Genomic DNA, 17,381 nt, shown 5'->3' on the forward strand with positions numbered 1-17,381 from the left:
CCACGGGCGGACAAGGCGAGACAAGAAAAAAGATGTATTTGTTTGGCAAAAATTCTATTCTTGAAAGATTAAAGAAAAATCCTGAAAGTATAAGAAAAATATTCTTATGCAAAAACCTTCATAACACAGAAATTTTAGATTTGATAAAATATAATAAGATTCAGGTTTTATATGTAGAAAAAGAGCATCTTTTAAGTATAAAAAAAACAGAACGTTTTCAAGGTGTTATTGCGGTTGCAGACGAATTCAAGTACACGGATTTTGAGGACATTTTAAGTAAAAATCTCTCTATTATTTTCTTGGATGGAATTACCGATCCGAATAACCTTGGGAGCATTATAAGAACCTGTGCAGGGTTTGGGGGATTTGGTCTTGTTATACCAAAACATAGAGCCTGTAATATAAATGAAACTGTATTAAATATAGCATCAGGCGGCGAAAATTATGTTCCAATATCCAGGGTAACAAATCTTTCACAGTCCTTAAAAAAGGCGAAGGATATGGGTTACTGGATTGCAGGAGGTGTTGTTGAAAACGGAAGAAATCTGTATGATACAAAGATACCGTTCCCTGTATGTTTGGTAGTAGGTTCAGAGGGTAAGGGAATACACAAAGGTTTATTTAAAGAAATAGATTTAAGACTAACTCTTCCGATGCAGACTTCTCTTTCTTTTAATGTTGCCGTGGCCTGTGCAATATTCTGTTACGAGATAAAAAGACATTTTGAGAGTGTCGCAAAGCCGCTTACTTAAAACAACGTCAGAACAAAACTGGTTATGCTCACAGACTTTACCCTGTATTATGGCGGCGTAGCTCAGGTGGTAGAGCAGGCGGCTCATACCCGCTATGTCGGCCGTTCGAGTCGGCTCGCCGCCACTTCATTCAAGATAAATGCAAAACTTAAATAAATCCTTCTTTGAAAATGTAAAAAAAACCATCCTGAAATACAGAATGATAAAAGATAAAGATAATGTTCTTGTTTGTGTATCAGGAGGTCCTGATTCTGTTGCTATGTTTTACATCTTGAAAGATTTGGGATACAAAATAAAAACCTGCCACTACAACCATAAATTAAGAGGGAAAGAGTCTGAAAAAGATGAAGTATTTGTAAAAAATATATGTAGATTATATAATATAAATTGTTTAGTCAGAAAAAATAAAACAAAGACATTAAAATATTCCGAGGATACATTAAGAGAAAAAAGATACAATTTCTTTTTAAAAACTGCAAAAAAACAAAACTGTAATACTGTAGCAACAGGACATACATTTGATGACCAGGTAGAAACTGTGTTCTTACGGCTAATAAGAGGAACAGGTATTTCTGGGCTTGCAGGAATACCTCCTGTAAGACAGGAATCCGGCATCAGGATTGTAAGACCTTTAATTGAAATAAAAAGAAAACAGGTAATAGATTTTCTTACCTCAAACAAGTATGAATACAGGATTGATAAAACAAATTTAGAAAGTAATTTTTTAAGAAACAAGGTCAGAAATATAATTCTACCATTTATAGAAAAACAGGTTAAAACAGATATAAAAAAAAATATCTTTTATTTATCTTGCATTGCAAGAAATGAAAATAATTTTATTGATACAGTTGCAAAAAAACTCCTTAGAAGAATTTCACCCCAAGGGGTTAAAATACCAACACTAAGGATGGACTTAAAAAAATTAAGGAAGATAAACCCTGCAATATTAGGGAGAATAATCCGCATAATTTTTAAGGAAAAATTTCAATTAACACTAAATTTTGAGGATATGGAAAGGATTATATTCCTTATCTATAACGGCGGACCAAAACTCAATCTTTGTTCAAATACATTTGTATCTATACAAAAAAATTATCTTATAATAAAATAATTTTCCCATTTTGAAACTCATACCTCTTTTGTCCCAAAGCAGTGGTCGCATGTCCTACCGAGCGCCGGGATGGTGGAATTTGGCAGACACGCAAGAATGAGGGTCTTGTGGCGAAAGCTGTGGGGGTTCAAGTCCCCCTCCCGGCACCAGTTTGGAAAATAGCATATTGCAAATGGCAGACTGTATCATAAAGTAAAACGGCAAAGACTTGAACCCTAAAAAGGGGGTGGGGGAAAAAGTATTTTTCCCCCCTTCAAAATAGGAAAAGGAACATTAAGGGAAAAACTTGGTTTTCCCTTAAAGAGCGATAGCGATGGTTCAAGTTCCCCCTCCCGGCACCATAGTGTAGGGTTGACCCCAAAAGGCAATTTGTCAAATAAACTACTCACTTAAAGATTACTACAATAATAATTCCCCGTCAATGAAATAATGCCCCGCGCCCTTGGGGCGCTTCCGTATCTCGCTTGCACTGTTCGCCTCGCTGTCGCTCGGCTTGCTTGGTCGCTCGCTTCGTGACAATGCCAGGCGTATTCGGCTCGGCTTGGCGGCGGCAGCCGTAGCGTCCTCGCTTCAAGTTCTGTTGACACTCAAGAAATAAAAGTTTTTATACGGGCTCGTCCGCTATGCCGCAACCAACAAATAAAAAACTCGGCAAGCGCAGCATGCCGAGCCTCTCGCGAACAGCGCTTGAGAAACAACCCGCTTCGGAGCGGGTGTGGTGCGGGCACGCCCGCCTCATATAGAAAGCAGGGAGAATTTTCAAGGAATGTTTTTTATGCTACATTGATAATTTTTTAAAAATTTCTTTGTAATCTTTAGGTAATTCAGACCCTATAAATTGAATAAAGCCTTCTCTATCTAATATTACCACACCAGGCACACCAATAATATTATAAAGCCTGAACACCTCTCCCTTATTATCTAAAAGTATTTTATAATTTATTCCATATTTGAGAGCGAAGTTCTTTATCTTTAAGTGAGTAGTTTATTTGACAAATTGCCTTTTTGGTATTCCTCAGCTGAGTCGCACCAGAAATTTTCTGCATATGGCTACAAGTAATTCCCCTCTTGTAAAGAAGTGTCTGTAAATACCCCCCGTCAGGCCGAGCCTGCTATCTTCTTTACATCTGATCAGGCTTGTCTTGGGGATTTTTGAATTTTCCATCCCATGATTATATTCGTGTTAAGACAGGTGCAACGGGGATACTTTTTCCTAAATAGTTGATTCTGTCTTACCTGTGTTTTTCACCTTTTCAAATTCCAATCTTATCTCTTTAACCTCTTGAGGTAATTTCCAGCACACAATATTCCCATTTTCTACAGGGTTAATTTCTACATTATCTGTCTGTCCGCCAAAGGGTTGAGAATTTTTTATAACATAACAGGAGGGAACAAAAACATATATCTTCCCCTCTATATCTGCCTCACCTGTAAGTTTTATACTAATAGAATCTTCTTTTGTCTCTATCGCCTCAACATCAACAAAGCCTTGCAGGATATGTCTTGTTGTTCCAATAAATTGAGGAACATCAAGGGATGGCCTTATACTGAGAATTTTAGAACAATGCGGTTCTAATAAAAGGCTTATACTATTACTATGGGTTCCAAGAAATCTTCCGTCCCAGTACTCAAACACCATATAAAAAGAATTTTCTTTTAAACCAATCTTTGAAAAATCAATCTGTATCTGTTTCGGTTCATCATCCCAGTTCAAAGCAGCAACAACATGATAATCTTCCCATCCTGCTGAAAGAAAGATGTCAAGCAAGGAAGGCATATGTCCTTCAAACATATCAAGGGGTCTTGCACAAATACCAAGTATGGGGAAAAGTCCTTTTATAAGATTTAATTTATCAGTCTCTGTATCTGCAATAAATATACTGTTGCTTAACATACCTGAAACGGTTACCAAAAATTTTATTTCATTTTCATTTAAGTCTACATTATTAGTTTTTAAAAAGCTCGCCTCATTTATCCATACTCTTTGATGAAGATACCAATTCAATATATTCTGTTTTAACTGTTCTTTTATTTCATTCCATTTGAACCTTAAAGGATGACCGATGATCGCACTGTCAAAAATATTTTTTTCAAATACAATACTTGGACCTTTTAAAATACCGCAAGCAGCAATATACAGTTGTTGCGGCGCCAGACTTCTTATAAAAGACATTCCTTCAAGATATGAAATAACAGGCAAAATACCATTATCAAACCTCTTTGCTTCAATTGCCTCATAATCAAGAAGGTCAAGCCTTAAAGAGTCAAATCCCCATTCATTTGTTATTTTCTCAATAAGTTTTTTTATCCATTCCTTTACATCAGGATTTGTGATATCAAGAACAAAGATACCATCTTTTTCAATATTGTTCTGATTCTCATCTTTCAAAAGCCACTCAGGATGTTCTTGTGCAGTGCTTGTGCTTTTTGAAACACAGAAAGGAGAAAACCAGAGACAGGGAATGAATCCCTCTGCCTTTAGTGTATCTGTTAGGTGTTTCATCCCTTGCGGAAACCTTTCCTGGTTCGGTTCCCAGTCCCCTGTCTGTTTTTTCCACCAGTGGTCTACCTGCACATACATAATGGGAATTACCTGCCTTATCTTTTTGGCATACTGGATAATATTATCTTCATTTATATTCTCAACCGGCAAATCCCTGCCCGACCAACCAACAGGTATAATCCTTTTCAGGTGTAATTTTCTCTTTGATATAAAATTTGCATACATTTCCATTCCCTGCAAAATATTTTCAAACACCCCCACAAATACTGTCTGACTGTGTTTTTTATCATTTTCCATTGGTCTTGATACAGACTCAATATTTACATTTTTATCTATTTTTTGCATTAAAATTTTATCTGTTCCGGTTCCGATGCCTGTCCAACCTATAACACTTCCCACATTTGAGTCTGCATCCGAAATTGCAACTATATCAGATAAGGAGATTTCTTTCTTATCAATTTCTGATAAAGAAACAACTTTGGAATCACTAAATACAAAGAGTTTTCCCTTCCCAAATATCGGACCTTCAAATTTTTTACAAGAAAAACACAACGGCAGGAAATCAAAACTCCCTTCAACTGAGGATTTTAATTTTATAAAAACAAATGGCAGACTTTCATATACTGTAACCTGAAATATAAAGGAAGGAAGGCTGTTGCCTTCATGAAGTATATTAAGGCTTATACATTTCCCCATTGAGTCTGTAATATCTTCCGGCTGTATCCAACCTCTTCTGTATTCAAGGGATGTCAAAAAATCTTTTGGAGAATTGTCTTTATATATCCTTAATCCGGACTGGCAAGCAAAAATACCATTTTCTTTTTTTTTCTCTATCGCACATCCCCATATCCCCTCTCTTAAATCAAATGCAAACCTGATAAAATCATTCCAGATATATATACTATAATTTTTTGCCTCCCAATTTTTCCATTCCATTCTGTTTTTCTCCTTTCACTACTTTTATATCTGCTTCTTTAAGTAAACTTCTGGCAAATTTATCGGGATAGTCTCCAAGTATCACAACTTTTTTTATACCTGCATTGATAATCATTTTTGCACACATAACACAGGGATGATTCGTAGAATAAAGAACTGCCCCCGCAATGGGCACACCATACAGCGATGCCTGTATTATTGCATTCATTTCCGCATGAAGGCCTCTGCACAGTTCATGTCTTTCTCCGGAGGATATTTTTAATTTTTCTCTGAGGCAGCCAACAACCTCACAATGTCTGATGCCCGATGGAGCACCGTTATAACCGGTTGCAAGCATCCTCTTGTCCTTCACAATAACTGCCCCAACCTTCCTTCTTAAACAGGTTGAACGGCTACTTACTATGGATGCTACACTCATAAAATAACTATCCCAACAGGGCCTTTTGTATTTCATAATAAAAGAAACTTTGAGGTAAGATGTTTTACTTCTGTTCTTATCTTTTTTTTTATTTTTTCATCACCAATATTCTTCAAAACCTTATCTATCATCTCTGAAATTATGTTTGCCTCTTCTGTGCCCATACCCATTGTTGTAATAGAAGGAGTACCTATCCTTATCCCGCTTGTAAGTGCAGGAGGTCTCTTATCATATGGTATCTGGTTTTTATTGACAATGATAAAACACTCATCAAGTGCATTTGCGGCATCTTTCCCCGTAATATTTTTATCTGAAAGGTCTACAAGCAACATATGGTTATCTGTGCCGCCGGATACAATTCTATAACCCTTTCGGCTTAAACTGTTGGCAATCTGCCTTGCATTTTCTATCACCTTTTGCTGATACTGTTTAAATGCAGGCTGCATAGCCTCTTTGAAACAAACCGCTTTTGCTGCAATTATATGCATAAGAGGTCCTCCCTGTATGCCGGGAAATACCTCCTGGTCAATCCTCTTGCCAAACTCTTTCCTGCATAATATAAATCCCCCCCTTGGACCTCTTAATGTCTTATGTGTGGTAGATGTTATAAATTCTGCATACTTAACAGGACTTATGTGTAGTCCTGCACTGACAAGCCCTGCAATGTGTGCCATATCAACAAGAAGATATGCACCTACGGCGTCACATATTTTTCTAAATTTTTTAAAATCAATAATCCTTGAGTATGCCGATGCACCCGCAACTATCATCTTTGGTTTTTGTTTTTTTGCAATTTCAAGAATATTATCATAATCAATATGTTCGGTATTTTTGTCAACGCCATAACCTATAAAATTAAAAAATCTTTTTGAAAAATTAAGTGCGTGCCCATGTGAGAGGTGACCTCCACTTACAATATCCATTCCAAGAATAGTGTCGCCCGTTTTAAGCATTGAAAAATAAACTGCCATATTGGCAGACGAACCGCAGTGTGGTTGAACATTTGCATACTCGGCACCAAAAAGTGTACATGCCCTTTCTATTGCAATACTTTCAATCCTATCAACATTCTGACAGCCTTTGTACCAGCGAAGATGGGGATACCCTTCTGCATATTTATTTGTGAGCACAGAACCAGCCGCATCAAGAACGGCACTGCTTGCATAGTTTTCCGATGCAATAAGATTAACCTGTTCATTCTGCCTTTTAATTTCATCTTCTATTGCATTGTATATACTTTTATCAATATCTTTCAATGGTTTTAAAATTTGTTTCACTTTTCTTTTTCCTCTATTTCTTTTATCTGTTCAATTCTTTCTGTATATCTTGGTACTTTTCCTCCAAGAAAATCCGCACTAAGCCATTCATCAACAATCTCTTTTGCTTTTTTTAAACTCGTAAATTTACCCGAAAGCACAAGGATATTTGCATCGTTATGCTGTCTTGATAAACGGGCACAAGTTTTTGAATTACACAGCGCCGCTCTTATTCCTTTTACCTTGTTTGCAACAATTGTCATTCCTATGCCGGAAGTGCATACAAGAATTCCTCTTTTATATTTTCCTGAACGGACACTCTTTGCAACCCTGTATGCAACTTTCGGATAATCGCAAGGTCGTTCTGAAAATGTTCCGAAATCTTTTACAATATGAACCCTTTTAAGATACACAAAAATCTCACTTTTTAGATTATAACCGCCGTGGTCTGAACCCATTGCTATTTTCATAATTTTTTAATTAATTTTCTTAAAGCACTTTCTATCATTAACCTGCACTCTTCATAGACCTCTAACGGCTTCCTAAGCGGATCAGGAATTTCAAGACTGTTTTCTTTTTTATCAGACTGTCTTAAAAGCCAGGTTTTATTTAGTGCATTCTGTGAAATTGAACAAACTGCTTCAATGTGTTTGACCTCCATAACAAGTATAATATCTGCTGATAGAACCATCTGCTTTGTCAATCTCCTTGACCTGTGATTGGAAATATCTATACCTATCTGCTGCATTACTTTTATTGCCTCATCTGTCGGAGGTGTTCCATCTGTTGCATATATTCCGGAAGATAAAACCTTTATATTTGTAAAATAAGGTTTTTCAGATGCATTTTCTAGAAGTATCTTTTTTAAAAGTCCTTCTGCCATAATGCTTCTACAGGTATTACCTGTGCACACAAATAAAATATTATTATAATGTATTATCATTAAAAGTTTATTATAATCCTGTACCTTTTTCCTGTCAATGAGAAAAAATCGTAGATTGTGGGAATGTGTAAGACATCCCCACATGTGGTATACTTCTGGTAAAAGGAAGGCTTAAGAAGACGAACCGGGCCGAGGTGACTTAAAAAACAAAAAAAGGTTTAAAAAATTAATTTTTTATGATAGTATACAAGTAAGTATATAAAGACCGAATGGTCTTAAAATTGGTTGTAGGTAGAACAGTTATTAACAAGAAAACAGGAAATGTTACGCTTTTTGCATTTGATAAAGAACAGGGATTAAGTGAGCATACCGCTCCTTATGATGCACTGATGCAGGTTATTGACGGTAAAGTTGAGATTAAAATATCCGAGAAACAACATAATCTAAAATCAGGACAGATAATAATTATGCCAGCCGGCAGTTTTTATTCTTTGAAAGCAATTACAAGCCTTAAAATGTTGTTAACAATGATAAGGTCAAAAAAATAATGAAACCTTTATACAAAAAAATAAAATGTACAGCAAATTATTTGCTAACTGTTTCCCTTTTGCTTTCCGGTTGCATACCCGCAAGACGAGTCTATACTCCCCCTCCTAGACAGGTCTATACTCTTCCTAAAACCCGTGATGGTTTTTATTATACCGTTAAGAAAGGTGATACATTATTTTCAATATCAAGAGCACACAATATTAAAATGCAAGATATAATTGACAGAAATCATCTCCCGGATCCAGGAAAATTAGAGATAGGACAAAAACTGTTTATACCCTTAACCCAATCATATATCTGGCCTGTAAGAGGGCGGGTAGTAAATTTTTTCGGAGAATCAATGCCAGGTGGGATTAAAAACAGGGGCATAGATATTAAAGCACCTGAGGGAAGCAGAGTTGTTGCTTCCAGAGAAGGAAGGGTTGTATTTTATGAAACAAATTTTAAAGGACTTGGAAAAGTAATAATTATTGAACACAGTGATGGCTATAGAACACTGTATGGCTCTAACAGAGAAATATATGTGAAATTGAATGATTATGTTAAACAGGGACAGCTCATATCAACCGTAGGAAATACTGGAAGAAAAGGTATACCCCACCTTCACTTTCAGATAAGGAAAGGGCACGCCCCCGTAGACCCTTTATTGTTTTTACAATAACTGAATGTATGGGAATTTTAATCCTGTACCTGTACTTGATTACACAGATTAGAAGATTAGATTACACAGATTAAAACATAAACAACCTTAATCCCTAATCTGTGTAATCGTTAGTTAAAATCTGTGTAATCAGTTAGCGAAACGAAGTGGAGTTTAACTGGTAATTATGGCCAATGTTTTTGTCGGTAGAACTGAAGTATCAAATAACCTTATTAAAAGATTGAATGGTTTTCAAGAAGGATATAGACAGAATATAGCAATAATATCAGATACGGGAATCGGGAAAACGACATTGATAGAAAACCTTCTTTCCGATGCCAATAAACAAATATTTAATATTTTTATAATAGATGTCCGAGAAACAGACTTGTTTAGCAGTATATGTTTAAGGACAAAAAACTTTTATCTATCAGATATAAAACAGACCAATAACCTGCTGGAAAGTGCAGTATCATTATCAAAAAGTGGTGAAAACACCAAAGCATTTGAAAAAATATTACAGGTCTCATCAATCCTTTCTAAAATAACAGGTAAAAAAACATTATTTATAATTGAAGATTTTGACTTGCTTGAAAGATTCAACATCCACCGTTTGTTTGAAAGGCTCAGTAAGACCATAATGGTTGAGAAAGACACAATGATTTTTCTTACAAGTTCAAGGCAGAAAACTGCAAAACACATACTCTCAAAAAAATTTTCACTATTGTTCGGTAATTTTGAAATTCTTCATCTGCAACCATTTTCTGTTTCAGAATCAATGCACTATATAGATACTTATTTTAAGAATACAGGTGAAGATATTAAAAAATTTCTGATATATCTTACACTCGGATACCCGTTATATCTTAAAACACTTTCTGGTCTTCCTCTGATAAACTGTGATACAATCTCTGAGAGCCTCTCCTCTGCCTCTTCCTCTGTGTATCAAATCTTCAAAAGAAAAACAGAAACAGAAGGAAGAGAACTTGATACAGTTGGTTTTAATATACTTAACATTATCTGCAATGGCACTTCTAAAATATCAGATATTATAGAACTATCAAAATGCACAAAAAATGGATGGGCAAAAAATATTAAGATGCTTGAGGATATTGGCTGGATAAACAGGTTTGGAAATTTCTATACAATATCTGTCCCGCTGTTCGGTGTATGGCTATCGCAGATATTTGTACCTGAACAAAATTCACCCTTTATTTATCCTGGAAAGTTCTATAAAGATGCTCATTGTTATATTGAAAAGGTCAGGGAAGATTTCTTTAAAAATTGTTCAAGAAAACCAGAAGACATATTAAAATCTGCAATCTGTTGTTTTAATGGAGAAAAAATAGGTTTTGAAGATGAATATATAGAAATACCGAAATTAGAATCTCTGTCTATAGATTATCTAAACGAATCTATATCCTGTATCACAGGAAAAAATAATAAAAAAGATTGGTTTTTCCCTGTATCAAATAAATTTGTAGAGGAGAAAGACATAGAAACATTTCTAAAATGGCTGCCGGTAAAACCCAAAAAATGCAGAATAGAATGGTTAGCATTAAACAGTATAGGGCTTAATGCAAGAATCGTTGCAAAAGAAAGCAGGATAAATATAAGAGAAATTGAATGGATAAATCTTGCACTGAGGTGTCAGAATATAATGCCAATAATATGAAAATAGGGGTTCTTTCCGATATACACATACATAAGGGTCAACAAACCTTGCCCAAAAAGCTTGTAGATGCATTATATCTTGTGGATATGATACTGATGGCAGGTGATTTTGTAGATGTTTATGTTTTAAATTTATTCAAATCACTTCCCCATCTTGAAGCAGTCCATGGCAATATGGATTCATCTGAAATTATAAATATGTTTTCTTCAAAAAAAATAATAAAGGTTGAAGAAATAAAAATAGGACTTATACACGGCAACGGACATCCACAGGAGCTACCCGAAAAGGTTATGAAGGAATTTGAAAAAGACTGCGTACAGGTAATCGTATTCGGTCATTCACACAACCCTTATAATCGGATAATAAACGGGGTTCTGCTTTTTAATCCTGGAAGCCCGACAGATAAAATATACTCTATCTATAATTCTTATGGAATACTTGAGGTTAATAAAAACAAAGTCAGAGGAAAAATTATTAGATTATAAAAGCCGCGTATTGTATTCCGTCGCCCGTAGTCTGTATTCTGTATTTTATATTTTTTAACGATATACGAAATATAAACGACAGATAATGGAAAAGGGATAAAAAGAAGGATGATATGAACGATATACCTGTACTAAATGTAAAAGGCAAAACATTGCCTGAGACTTGGGAAAAGGCAGTTTTGTTAACCTGGAAAAAAGGATTAAAAATAAAAACAGAGTATGACAAGCCAGAGGACCCTGAAAGCAGAGATGCAACAATGATAATGGTTATTGATGAGCCTATGTCAGAACCACGCATACACAGGGCATTCCCAGCAGGACTTGAGGACCTTGAGATTTATCGTCAAGAGGTTGTCTATGGCATCCACGACCACTGGATCTGCCCCGAGGAAGGGAAATGGACATATACATACCATCAGAGGCTGTTTTCGTATCCTAATGAAAAATCTACACTGGACCAGATTTCTTATATAGTTGATAAAATTTCAAAGGTCCCCTATTCAAGAAGGGCACAGGCAATTACATGGATAGCGGGACTTGATCCAAAAACAGACGACCCACCCTGCTTGCAGAGAGTATGGTGCAGACTTTCAAGATATAAAAACAGCTGGATATTAAATATGAACACACACTGGAGGTCAAGGGATGCATATAAAGCGGCATTTATGAATATATTTGCACTCACAGACCTGCAAAAAACTATTGCAAAAAGAATACAAGAAAATATCTGTGAAAGTGTATCTGTGGGAAGATATGTTGATATAAGTGACAGTTTTCACATATATGGCTCATATTTTAAAGACTTTGAAAAGTTCTTAACTACTGTTAAAACAAGAACATGGGAAGAAAGAACATGGGGCACCGAATTTGCAGAGCCAATATTTGAAGAGGCAAGGAAAAAGATTGAAAGAGAAAAATGAAAAACATCTGGGCACCATGGAGAATAAAATACATAAAAAATACCAATAAAGAAAAAGGATGTTTCCTGTGTAATCTTTTAAAGAAAAACATTAAATTTAAAACCTCTTATATTATATGGAAAGGAAAATATACAACAGGGGTTTTAAACAAATTTCCCTACACAAACGGCCACATAATAATTGCACCAAACCGTCATATAGACACTTTAAGCAGACTTAAAAAAGAAGAAAAGATTGAGATTATGCAGGCAATGGTAAGATATGAAACCATTATAAAAAAAGCACTGAACTGTCAGGGTTTTAATATAGGTATTAATATAGGTAAGCAGGCAGGTGCAGGAGTGCCGGGACATATACATATCCATATTGTTCCAAGGTGGGAAGGAGATACAAATTTTATGTCAACACTTGCAAGTATAAGGATCATCCCGCAATCCTTATCCTCCACATGGCAAGCCATAAGAGATGCTGAAAAACAACTCCTAAAACAATCAAAAGTAGAAAATACAAATCTTCTTGATTACTCAGGGTAACTCTACGGGTCAGTTTTACCTTTTGCGTTTTGACTTTTGACTTAAAGGGGTATTACTTTAATGGAAGGATAGAACTTACGAATTTCATCATAAGGGGCTAATTGGGTGCCCGGATATCTTATTGAGGCAGTGCCAGCAGCTACTCCCCAGCGTAAAGAGGAGAGAAAATCCTCTCCCCGGGAAAGACTACAGACAAGACCTCCTAAAAGGAAATCCCCGCTTCCTACACTACTCTTTTCCAGTATACGGGGTGGTCTTATCCAGAAAGAACCTTCTTTATTCAGACCTATTGCGCCTTCTTTCCCCAAAGAGATAATTACCTTTTCTATACCGGAATTAAAAAGTCTTTGCCCCAGGGAGATACCCTCTTCTTTCTTCTCTATCTTCTTCTTAAATAGCCTTCCTAATTCATAAAGGTTCTGCTTTAGAATCTGTGGCTTTTCCGATACTCCATATTGACCAGGTTTTCCATCAACATCCAGGGCAATTTTAACTTTTCCTTTTAGCTTCTTAATAATTTTCTGATAGATATTTTCCTTTACTCCCAATGGTAGACTTCCGGAGATAATAAAAAAATCACCCTTTCTATAGGAAAAAGAGGTTATCTTTCTAAGAAGTCTGTTTATCTCTTCACTTTTAATCCTTGGCCCAGGTTCATTTAAACGGATGACCCTTCCTTTTTTCTCAAATATATTGTAGATAAGACGAACCTCCCCCACAGTCCTTACAAAGGAAAAAGGAATTCCTTTTTCAGAAAGTAGATGTTTTAATCTCTTTCCGTTTTCTCCTCCAATAAGGCCAAGAGCAAGAACCTCTCCTCCAAACTCCTTAACCGCTTTAGCCACATTGATTCCTTTTCCGCCCGGGTCTTCATAAACCTTCTTCAGACGGTTAATGTCGTCATTTAGAATTTTAGGAAGGTAAAAGGACTTATCCAGGCTGGGGTTAAGGGTCAGGGTATAAATCATCTTAATTCGGGATCCTCCATTTCGTTTCTCCTAAAAGGATATTAGAAACAAAATTACCGATTTTTTCAATTATTGTTATTTTATCGTTTGACATATTTTTATTAAATTAAAAAATATAATATCTTATTTACAATTTTCCTCTAACCATTTATAGATATTGAAAAAATCCTCTACCGAATTAACTAATCCCGTTTTATATTTTTCAAACTTTGGTATTTTGTTATCTTTTATATGTTTTATAGAAAAATCACATTTATAAGCTCCGCTTTCTTTCCTGTGATGTAATTTTTTCCAAAGAATATCTTTTCTACATACAGCAGTAAGATATATTTCTTTTGGGGCAACATCAATAAATAATACTCCGTGAAAATCTCTTTGAGGATGTAGATTTTCGTGCTGAAATAATCCAGTTCCAATCGTAATTGTCGCAAGTTTTACTTCTATTTTTAAGCTATTAGAAATTAAATCCCAACCCTTTATTTCTTCTGTTTTGCTTGGGTTATAATCAACAATACATTTAAAATCTCTTAAGATATCAACCGCTATTTCTTCCCCAAGCTGTCCTTTTTCATCAATCATTAAAGATTGCACATCCTCATATAGACTATCGTTCCAATCAAATTGCTGTAGAGGTTTTCTTGCTTGTATGTCTTTTACTTTTTTAAGAATTATATCTGATATACTCATATAAACAACCTGTTTTTATTCTTATCAAAATAACCTGCTTCTATAACTACATCTTTAATCAAACTTGTTCGTAGATTTAAAGCAGAATTGGTGGAATAAAATGCTTTCTTTTCCCAGTTGTGATTTTCAATTATTTTTTTTATCTCTTCCTTGTTTTTTTTGATAACTATCCCATATCCCCGTTTATTCGGTAATTCATAAAAAGAACTATATGCTTTCATACCATTAAAAGTTGTAGATGGCAAATAAACATCGCACTTTTCTATCATATCCTTGTTTCTTGTATTCGCTGGCAAACCGCCATCTGATAAAGAATATATCTCAATAAAATTATTACAAGTTTCAGGTCGTTTTTTCTTTATTTTGTCAGTATTTATTTTAGTCCAAACCTGAAACACGGTATTTATTTTTACATCTGTGCCATCAGGATAAATAAATGAGTCCGATGGTAAATATTCGTTATGGGCTAATTTATAACCTATAACTCTTTTACCAGCAACACCCTTGCCATCACTATTAAAAAGTTGAGGTAAAATAAAAGCTACCATATCTGCGTATTGATAAGATTTATTGATAAAAGAGAGGGCAAGGTTTCCTCTTAATCCAAACGGTGGATTTCCGATTACAACATACTTTTTATTTCTATTCTCGGGATACCATTTAAGATAATCGGATTTTATTATTCCTTTGTTTTCTATCCCTAAAAGTTTTTTAGGGTCTATGTCAATTCCTATCCTGCGATTTTTCGGTAAAAATTGATAGAAAGAACCGCATCCTGCTGATGGTTCAATAAAAACATAATCATCAAGATTTACCCCGATTTCCTTGGCAACCTTTTGAAAGGTTTTGTAGCACTTTTCGGCTACTTGAGGTTTTGTATAAAATTGGTCTTTCAATTTATACATATTGGGGAGTTTATTTTACTATACCAAAGATAAAAAGTGGGCAACAATAGCCAACGCTGTGGAAAACTTTTGTCAAGGGCGACAAAAACCCCTTACGTGCCGACGTGGGATACTTACCTTTATTTGCTCCTTTATTTTTTATGAATTGTAAATTAAACACCATTTAATCCTCAAAAATAAAATTTCACCTTGAAAGAAATACTCTCCTACACATCTAATTAATTATGCTCCGTTTTTCCTCTGTTTGTCAAGTGAATGTATAAGTTATACATATATGCGACATACCAGCCCTGTTTAGAAGTTTTTTACCCCGTTTAGAGAAAGTTCTCTAACGGGGTTTACCTCTAACAGGGTCAAGTACTTTTTTAATCAAGCAATTAACCCCAATCTGTTGCAATCTTCGGTATGATTGGTTTTAGTTTTTCTTTCAAAAAACTTTCTATCTGTTCCGAATCATTCATACCAAGGCAGGTGTCTGCTATCTGTTTTGCTTCCTGTATTGTTGTAGAACGAATAATCTTTTTAATTTCAGGTATCATAATAGGACTTACACTTAATTGGTCAAGACCAAGACCTATAAGAAGAATACTATACAGCGGCTCGCTTGCCATCTCACCGCACATCCCAACCCAGATACCATTTTTATGTCCTATATCAATAACATTTTTAATCATCCTGATAACACCCGGATGTGCTGGTTTGTAAAGATATGCTACTTTTTCGTTTGCTCTGTCAATTGCAAGCGAATACTGTATCAGGTCATTTGTCCCGATACTAAAAAATTTTACATAAGGGGCTATAATGTCTGCTGTCATCACAGCAGCGGGGGTTTCTATCATCACTCCGACCTCTATATCTTTATCATATGGTAGACCTTTTGCATCTAATTCATCTTTTGCATCTTGAAGTAGTCTGCCTGCTTTGATAACCTCTTCAACATCAGAAACCATAGGATACATTATTTTAATATTTCCCAAAAAGGATGCTCTTAATATCCCTTTTAACTGCATCTTAAATATACCAGGAACCGCTAAACAGAATCTTATTGCCCTCCATCCCATGTATGGATTTGATTCAGGGGGGATATTCATCTGGGGAGCAACCTTATCTCCTCCTAAATCAAGTGTTCTTATTATTATATGGACAGGCGTAAATGCGGCAGCAATTCTCTTATAAGATTCATAGTGTTCTTCTTCTGTGGGAAGATCTTTTCTGTTTAAATATAAAAACTCTGTTCTATAAAGTCCTATCCCTTCTCCTCCGTATGTAAAAACAGATGATACTTCTTCAGGAAGTTCAATATTTCCCGCAAGGACTATCTTAAAATCATCTTTTGTCTTAGAGGATAAATCATGTAAAGAAAAAAGTTCTTTTTCAAACTCTTTAAGTCTTATTTTTTCTTCTTCATATTTTGTTCTTATAAAAGAATCAGGATTGATATATATGACCCCACGATTGCCGTCTAATATGACCCAATCATCCTGTTGTATGTCGTTCGTAATATGCTCAATACCAACAACTGCTGGTATCTCCAATCCTCTTGCCATAATGGCAGTATGTGATGTCCTTGAGCCGGTTTCTGTGGCAAAACCCAGTGCCTTGTCTTTTGGCATTACGGCAATATCAGACGGAGAAACATCATGTGCTATAATAATGGCTGGCTCACTTAAATTTTTAAGGGTTTTTTTTTCTATATTGAAAAGTTTTCTTAAAATCCTTTTACTGACATCTTCTATATCAGATATTCTTTCCCTCATATATTCATCTTCAAGTTCCGAAAATGCCCTGGCATATTTTTCCATAATATCTGAAACTATATATTCTACACAAACCTTTTCATTTCTTAACCGCATAACAACCTCTTCAATGAGCATCCTATCTTCAAGAAGCAAAAGATGGGCCTCAAATATCTCAGCATGTTCAGTTCCGGTCTGTGTCTGAATATGTTTCTGTATATTTTCTATTTCTTCTCTTGTTTTAAGAAGTGCATTTTCAAATTTTGCAATTTCAAGATGTATATCCGCATCAGAAATGGGTTTGGGCAAAACAGATATTTTTTTTTCTTTCCCGACAACAAAAACCTTACCCTCCGCAATGCCAGGAGATGCCGGCATACCTTTAAACATAACATTTTCCATTCTACACCTTCTTACTCTGTTA

At 35.3% G+C, this 17,381-nt stretch carries 18 protein-coding genes and 2 tRNA genes; 10 read left to right on the forward strand and 10 right to left on the reverse strand.

What is annotated here, in order from left to right; translation table 11 throughout:
* Positions 1-32 precede the first annotated feature (32 nt).
* The 4 genes from B9J78_05270 to B9J78_05285 all read left to right on the forward strand — a co-directional run bounded on the left by B9J78_05270 (position 33) and on the right by B9J78_05285 (position 2,012).
* Positions 33-752 (forward strand): 23S rRNA (guanosine(2251)-2'-O)-methyltransferase RlmB, encoded by a 720-nt coding sequence (locus B9J78_05270; protein ID MBA2124329.1) that lies wholly within the window; start codon positions 33-35, stop codon positions 750-752.
* A 51-nt stretch (positions 753-803) separates the two neighbouring features.
* Positions 804-876: transfer RNA gene (locus B9J78_05275), tRNA-Met, on the forward strand.
* Positions 877-891: 15 nt separating this feature from the next.
* Positions 892-1,863 (forward strand): tRNA lysidine(34) synthetase TilS, encoded by a 972-nt coding sequence (locus tag B9J78_05280; GenBank protein MBA2124330.1) that lies wholly within the window; start codon positions 892-894, stop codon positions 1,861-1,863.
* 63 nt (positions 1,864-1,926) lie between these two features.
* Positions 1,927-2,012: transfer RNA gene (locus B9J78_05285), tRNA-Leu, on the forward strand.
* A 629-nt stretch (positions 2,013-2,641) separates the two neighbouring features.
* Here B9J78_05285 and B9J78_05290 read toward each other — a convergent pair.
* The 6 genes from B9J78_05290 to B9J78_05315 all read right to left on the reverse strand — a co-directional run bounded on the left by B9J78_05290 (position 2,642) and on the right by B9J78_05315 (position 8,003).
* Entirely contained in the window at positions 2,642-2,833 is a 192-nt protein-coding gene (locus B9J78_05290; GenBank protein MBA2124331.1) for a hypothetical protein, read from the reverse strand.
* Positions 2,834-3,076: 243 nt separating this feature from the next.
* Positions 3,077-5,302 carry a hypothetical protein gene (locus B9J78_05295; GenBank protein ID MBA2124332.1) on the reverse strand — a complete coding sequence of 742 codons (2,226 nt, stop codon included), beginning with the start codon at positions 5,300-5,302 and terminating at the stop codon, positions 3,077-3,079.
* Positions 5,268-5,756, reverse strand: a complete 489-nt coding sequence (locus B9J78_05300) for a cytidine deaminase (GenBank protein MBA2124333.1) — start codon at positions 5,754-5,756, stop codon at positions 5,268-5,270. The genes B9J78_05295 and B9J78_05300 overlap by 35 nt, the downstream gene beginning before the upstream one ends.
* Positions 5,753-6,988, reverse strand: coding sequence for a serine hydroxymethyltransferase (locus B9J78_05305; GenBank protein MBA2124334.1), 1,236 nt, complete (start codon positions 6,986-6,988; stop codon positions 5,753-5,755). Before B9J78_05305 ends, B9J78_05300 begins: the two co-directional genes overlap by 4 nt.
* A gap of 5 nt (positions 6,989-6,993) precedes the next feature.
* On the reverse strand, positions 6,994-7,446 hold the full coding sequence (locus B9J78_05310; protein MBA2124335.1) for a ribose 5-phosphate isomerase B: 453 nt from the start codon (positions 7,444-7,446) through the stop codon (positions 6,994-6,996).
* Complete coding sequence (locus B9J78_05315) at positions 7,443-8,003, reverse strand: hypothetical protein (protein MBA2124336.1); 561 nt, start codon at positions 8,001-8,003, stop codon at positions 7,443-7,445. The genes B9J78_05310 and B9J78_05315 overlap by 4 nt, the downstream gene beginning before the upstream one ends.
* 125 nt (positions 8,004-8,128) lie before the next feature.
* On the opposite strand from B9J78_05315, the gene B9J78_05320 reads away from it, so the two are divergent.
* The 6 genes from B9J78_05320 to B9J78_05345 all read left to right on the forward strand — a co-directional run bounded on the left by B9J78_05320 (position 8,129) and on the right by B9J78_05345 (position 12,661).
* On the forward strand, positions 8,129-8,407 hold the full coding sequence (locus B9J78_05320; GenBank protein ID MBA2124337.1) for a cupin: 279 nt from the start codon (positions 8,129-8,131) through the stop codon (positions 8,405-8,407).
* The gene (locus B9J78_05325) at positions 8,407-9,069 is read left to right on the forward strand and encodes a hypothetical protein (GenBank protein ID MBA2124338.1); all 663 of its coding nucleotides are present in this window, start codon (positions 8,407-8,409) and stop codon (positions 9,067-9,069) included. Before B9J78_05320 ends, B9J78_05325 begins: the two co-directional genes overlap by 1 nt.
* A 166-nt stretch (positions 9,070-9,235) precedes the next feature.
* Positions 9,236-10,723 (forward strand): hypothetical protein, encoded by a 1,488-nt coding sequence (locus B9J78_05330; protein ID MBA2124339.1) that lies wholly within the window; start codon positions 9,236-9,238, stop codon positions 10,721-10,723.
* A complete protein-coding gene (locus B9J78_05335; protein ID MBA2124340.1) occupies positions 10,675-11,208 on the forward strand; it encodes a hypothetical protein in 534 nt (177 codons plus the stop codon). The genes B9J78_05330 and B9J78_05335 overlap by 49 nt, the downstream gene beginning before the upstream one ends.
* 113 nt (positions 11,209-11,321) lie before the next feature.
* Positions 11,322-12,128 (forward strand): hypothetical protein, encoded by an 807-nt coding sequence (locus tag B9J78_05340; GenBank protein ID MBA2124341.1) that lies wholly within the window; start codon positions 11,322-11,324, stop codon positions 12,126-12,128.
* On the forward strand, positions 12,125-12,661 hold the full coding sequence (locus B9J78_05345) for a hypothetical protein (GenBank protein ID MBA2124342.1): 537 nt from the start codon (positions 12,125-12,127) through the stop codon (positions 12,659-12,661). The genes B9J78_05340 and B9J78_05345 overlap by 4 nt, the downstream gene beginning before the upstream one ends.
* Before the next feature lie 41 nt (positions 12,662-12,702).
* On the opposite strand, the gene B9J78_05350 is transcribed toward B9J78_05345, so the two are convergent.
* The 4 genes from B9J78_05350 to B9J78_05365 all read right to left on the reverse strand — a co-directional run bounded on the left by B9J78_05350 (position 12,703) and on the right by B9J78_05365 (position 17,359).
* Positions 12,703-13,629: a hypothetical protein gene (locus tag B9J78_05350; GenBank protein ID MBA2124343.1), complete on the reverse strand. Its 927-nt coding sequence runs from the start codon at positions 13,627-13,629 to the stop codon at positions 12,703-12,705.
* Between the two features lie 123 nt (positions 13,630-13,752).
* On the reverse strand, positions 13,753-14,316 hold the full coding sequence (locus B9J78_05355) for a hypothetical protein (protein MBA2124344.1): 564 nt from the start codon (positions 14,314-14,316) through the stop codon (positions 13,753-13,755).
* Positions 14,313-15,221, reverse strand: coding sequence for a hypothetical protein (locus tag B9J78_05360; protein ID MBA2124345.1), 909 nt, complete (start codon positions 15,219-15,221; stop codon positions 14,313-14,315). Before B9J78_05360 ends, B9J78_05355 begins: the two co-directional genes overlap by 4 nt.
* Before the next feature lie 377 nt (positions 15,222-15,598).
* On the reverse strand, positions 15,599-17,359 hold the full coding sequence (locus B9J78_05365; protein MBA2124346.1) for a phosphoenolpyruvate--protein phosphotransferase: 1,761 nt from the start codon (positions 17,357-17,359) through the stop codon (positions 15,599-15,601).
* Between the last annotated feature and the right edge of the window lie 22 nt (positions 17,360-17,381).

The sequence above is a fragment of the bacterium Unc6 genome, from assembly GCA_013626165.1.
Taxonomy (GTDB): domain Bacteria; phylum Omnitrophota; class Gorgyraeia; order Velesiimonadales; family Velesiimonadaceae; genus Velesiimonas; species Velesiimonas alkalicola.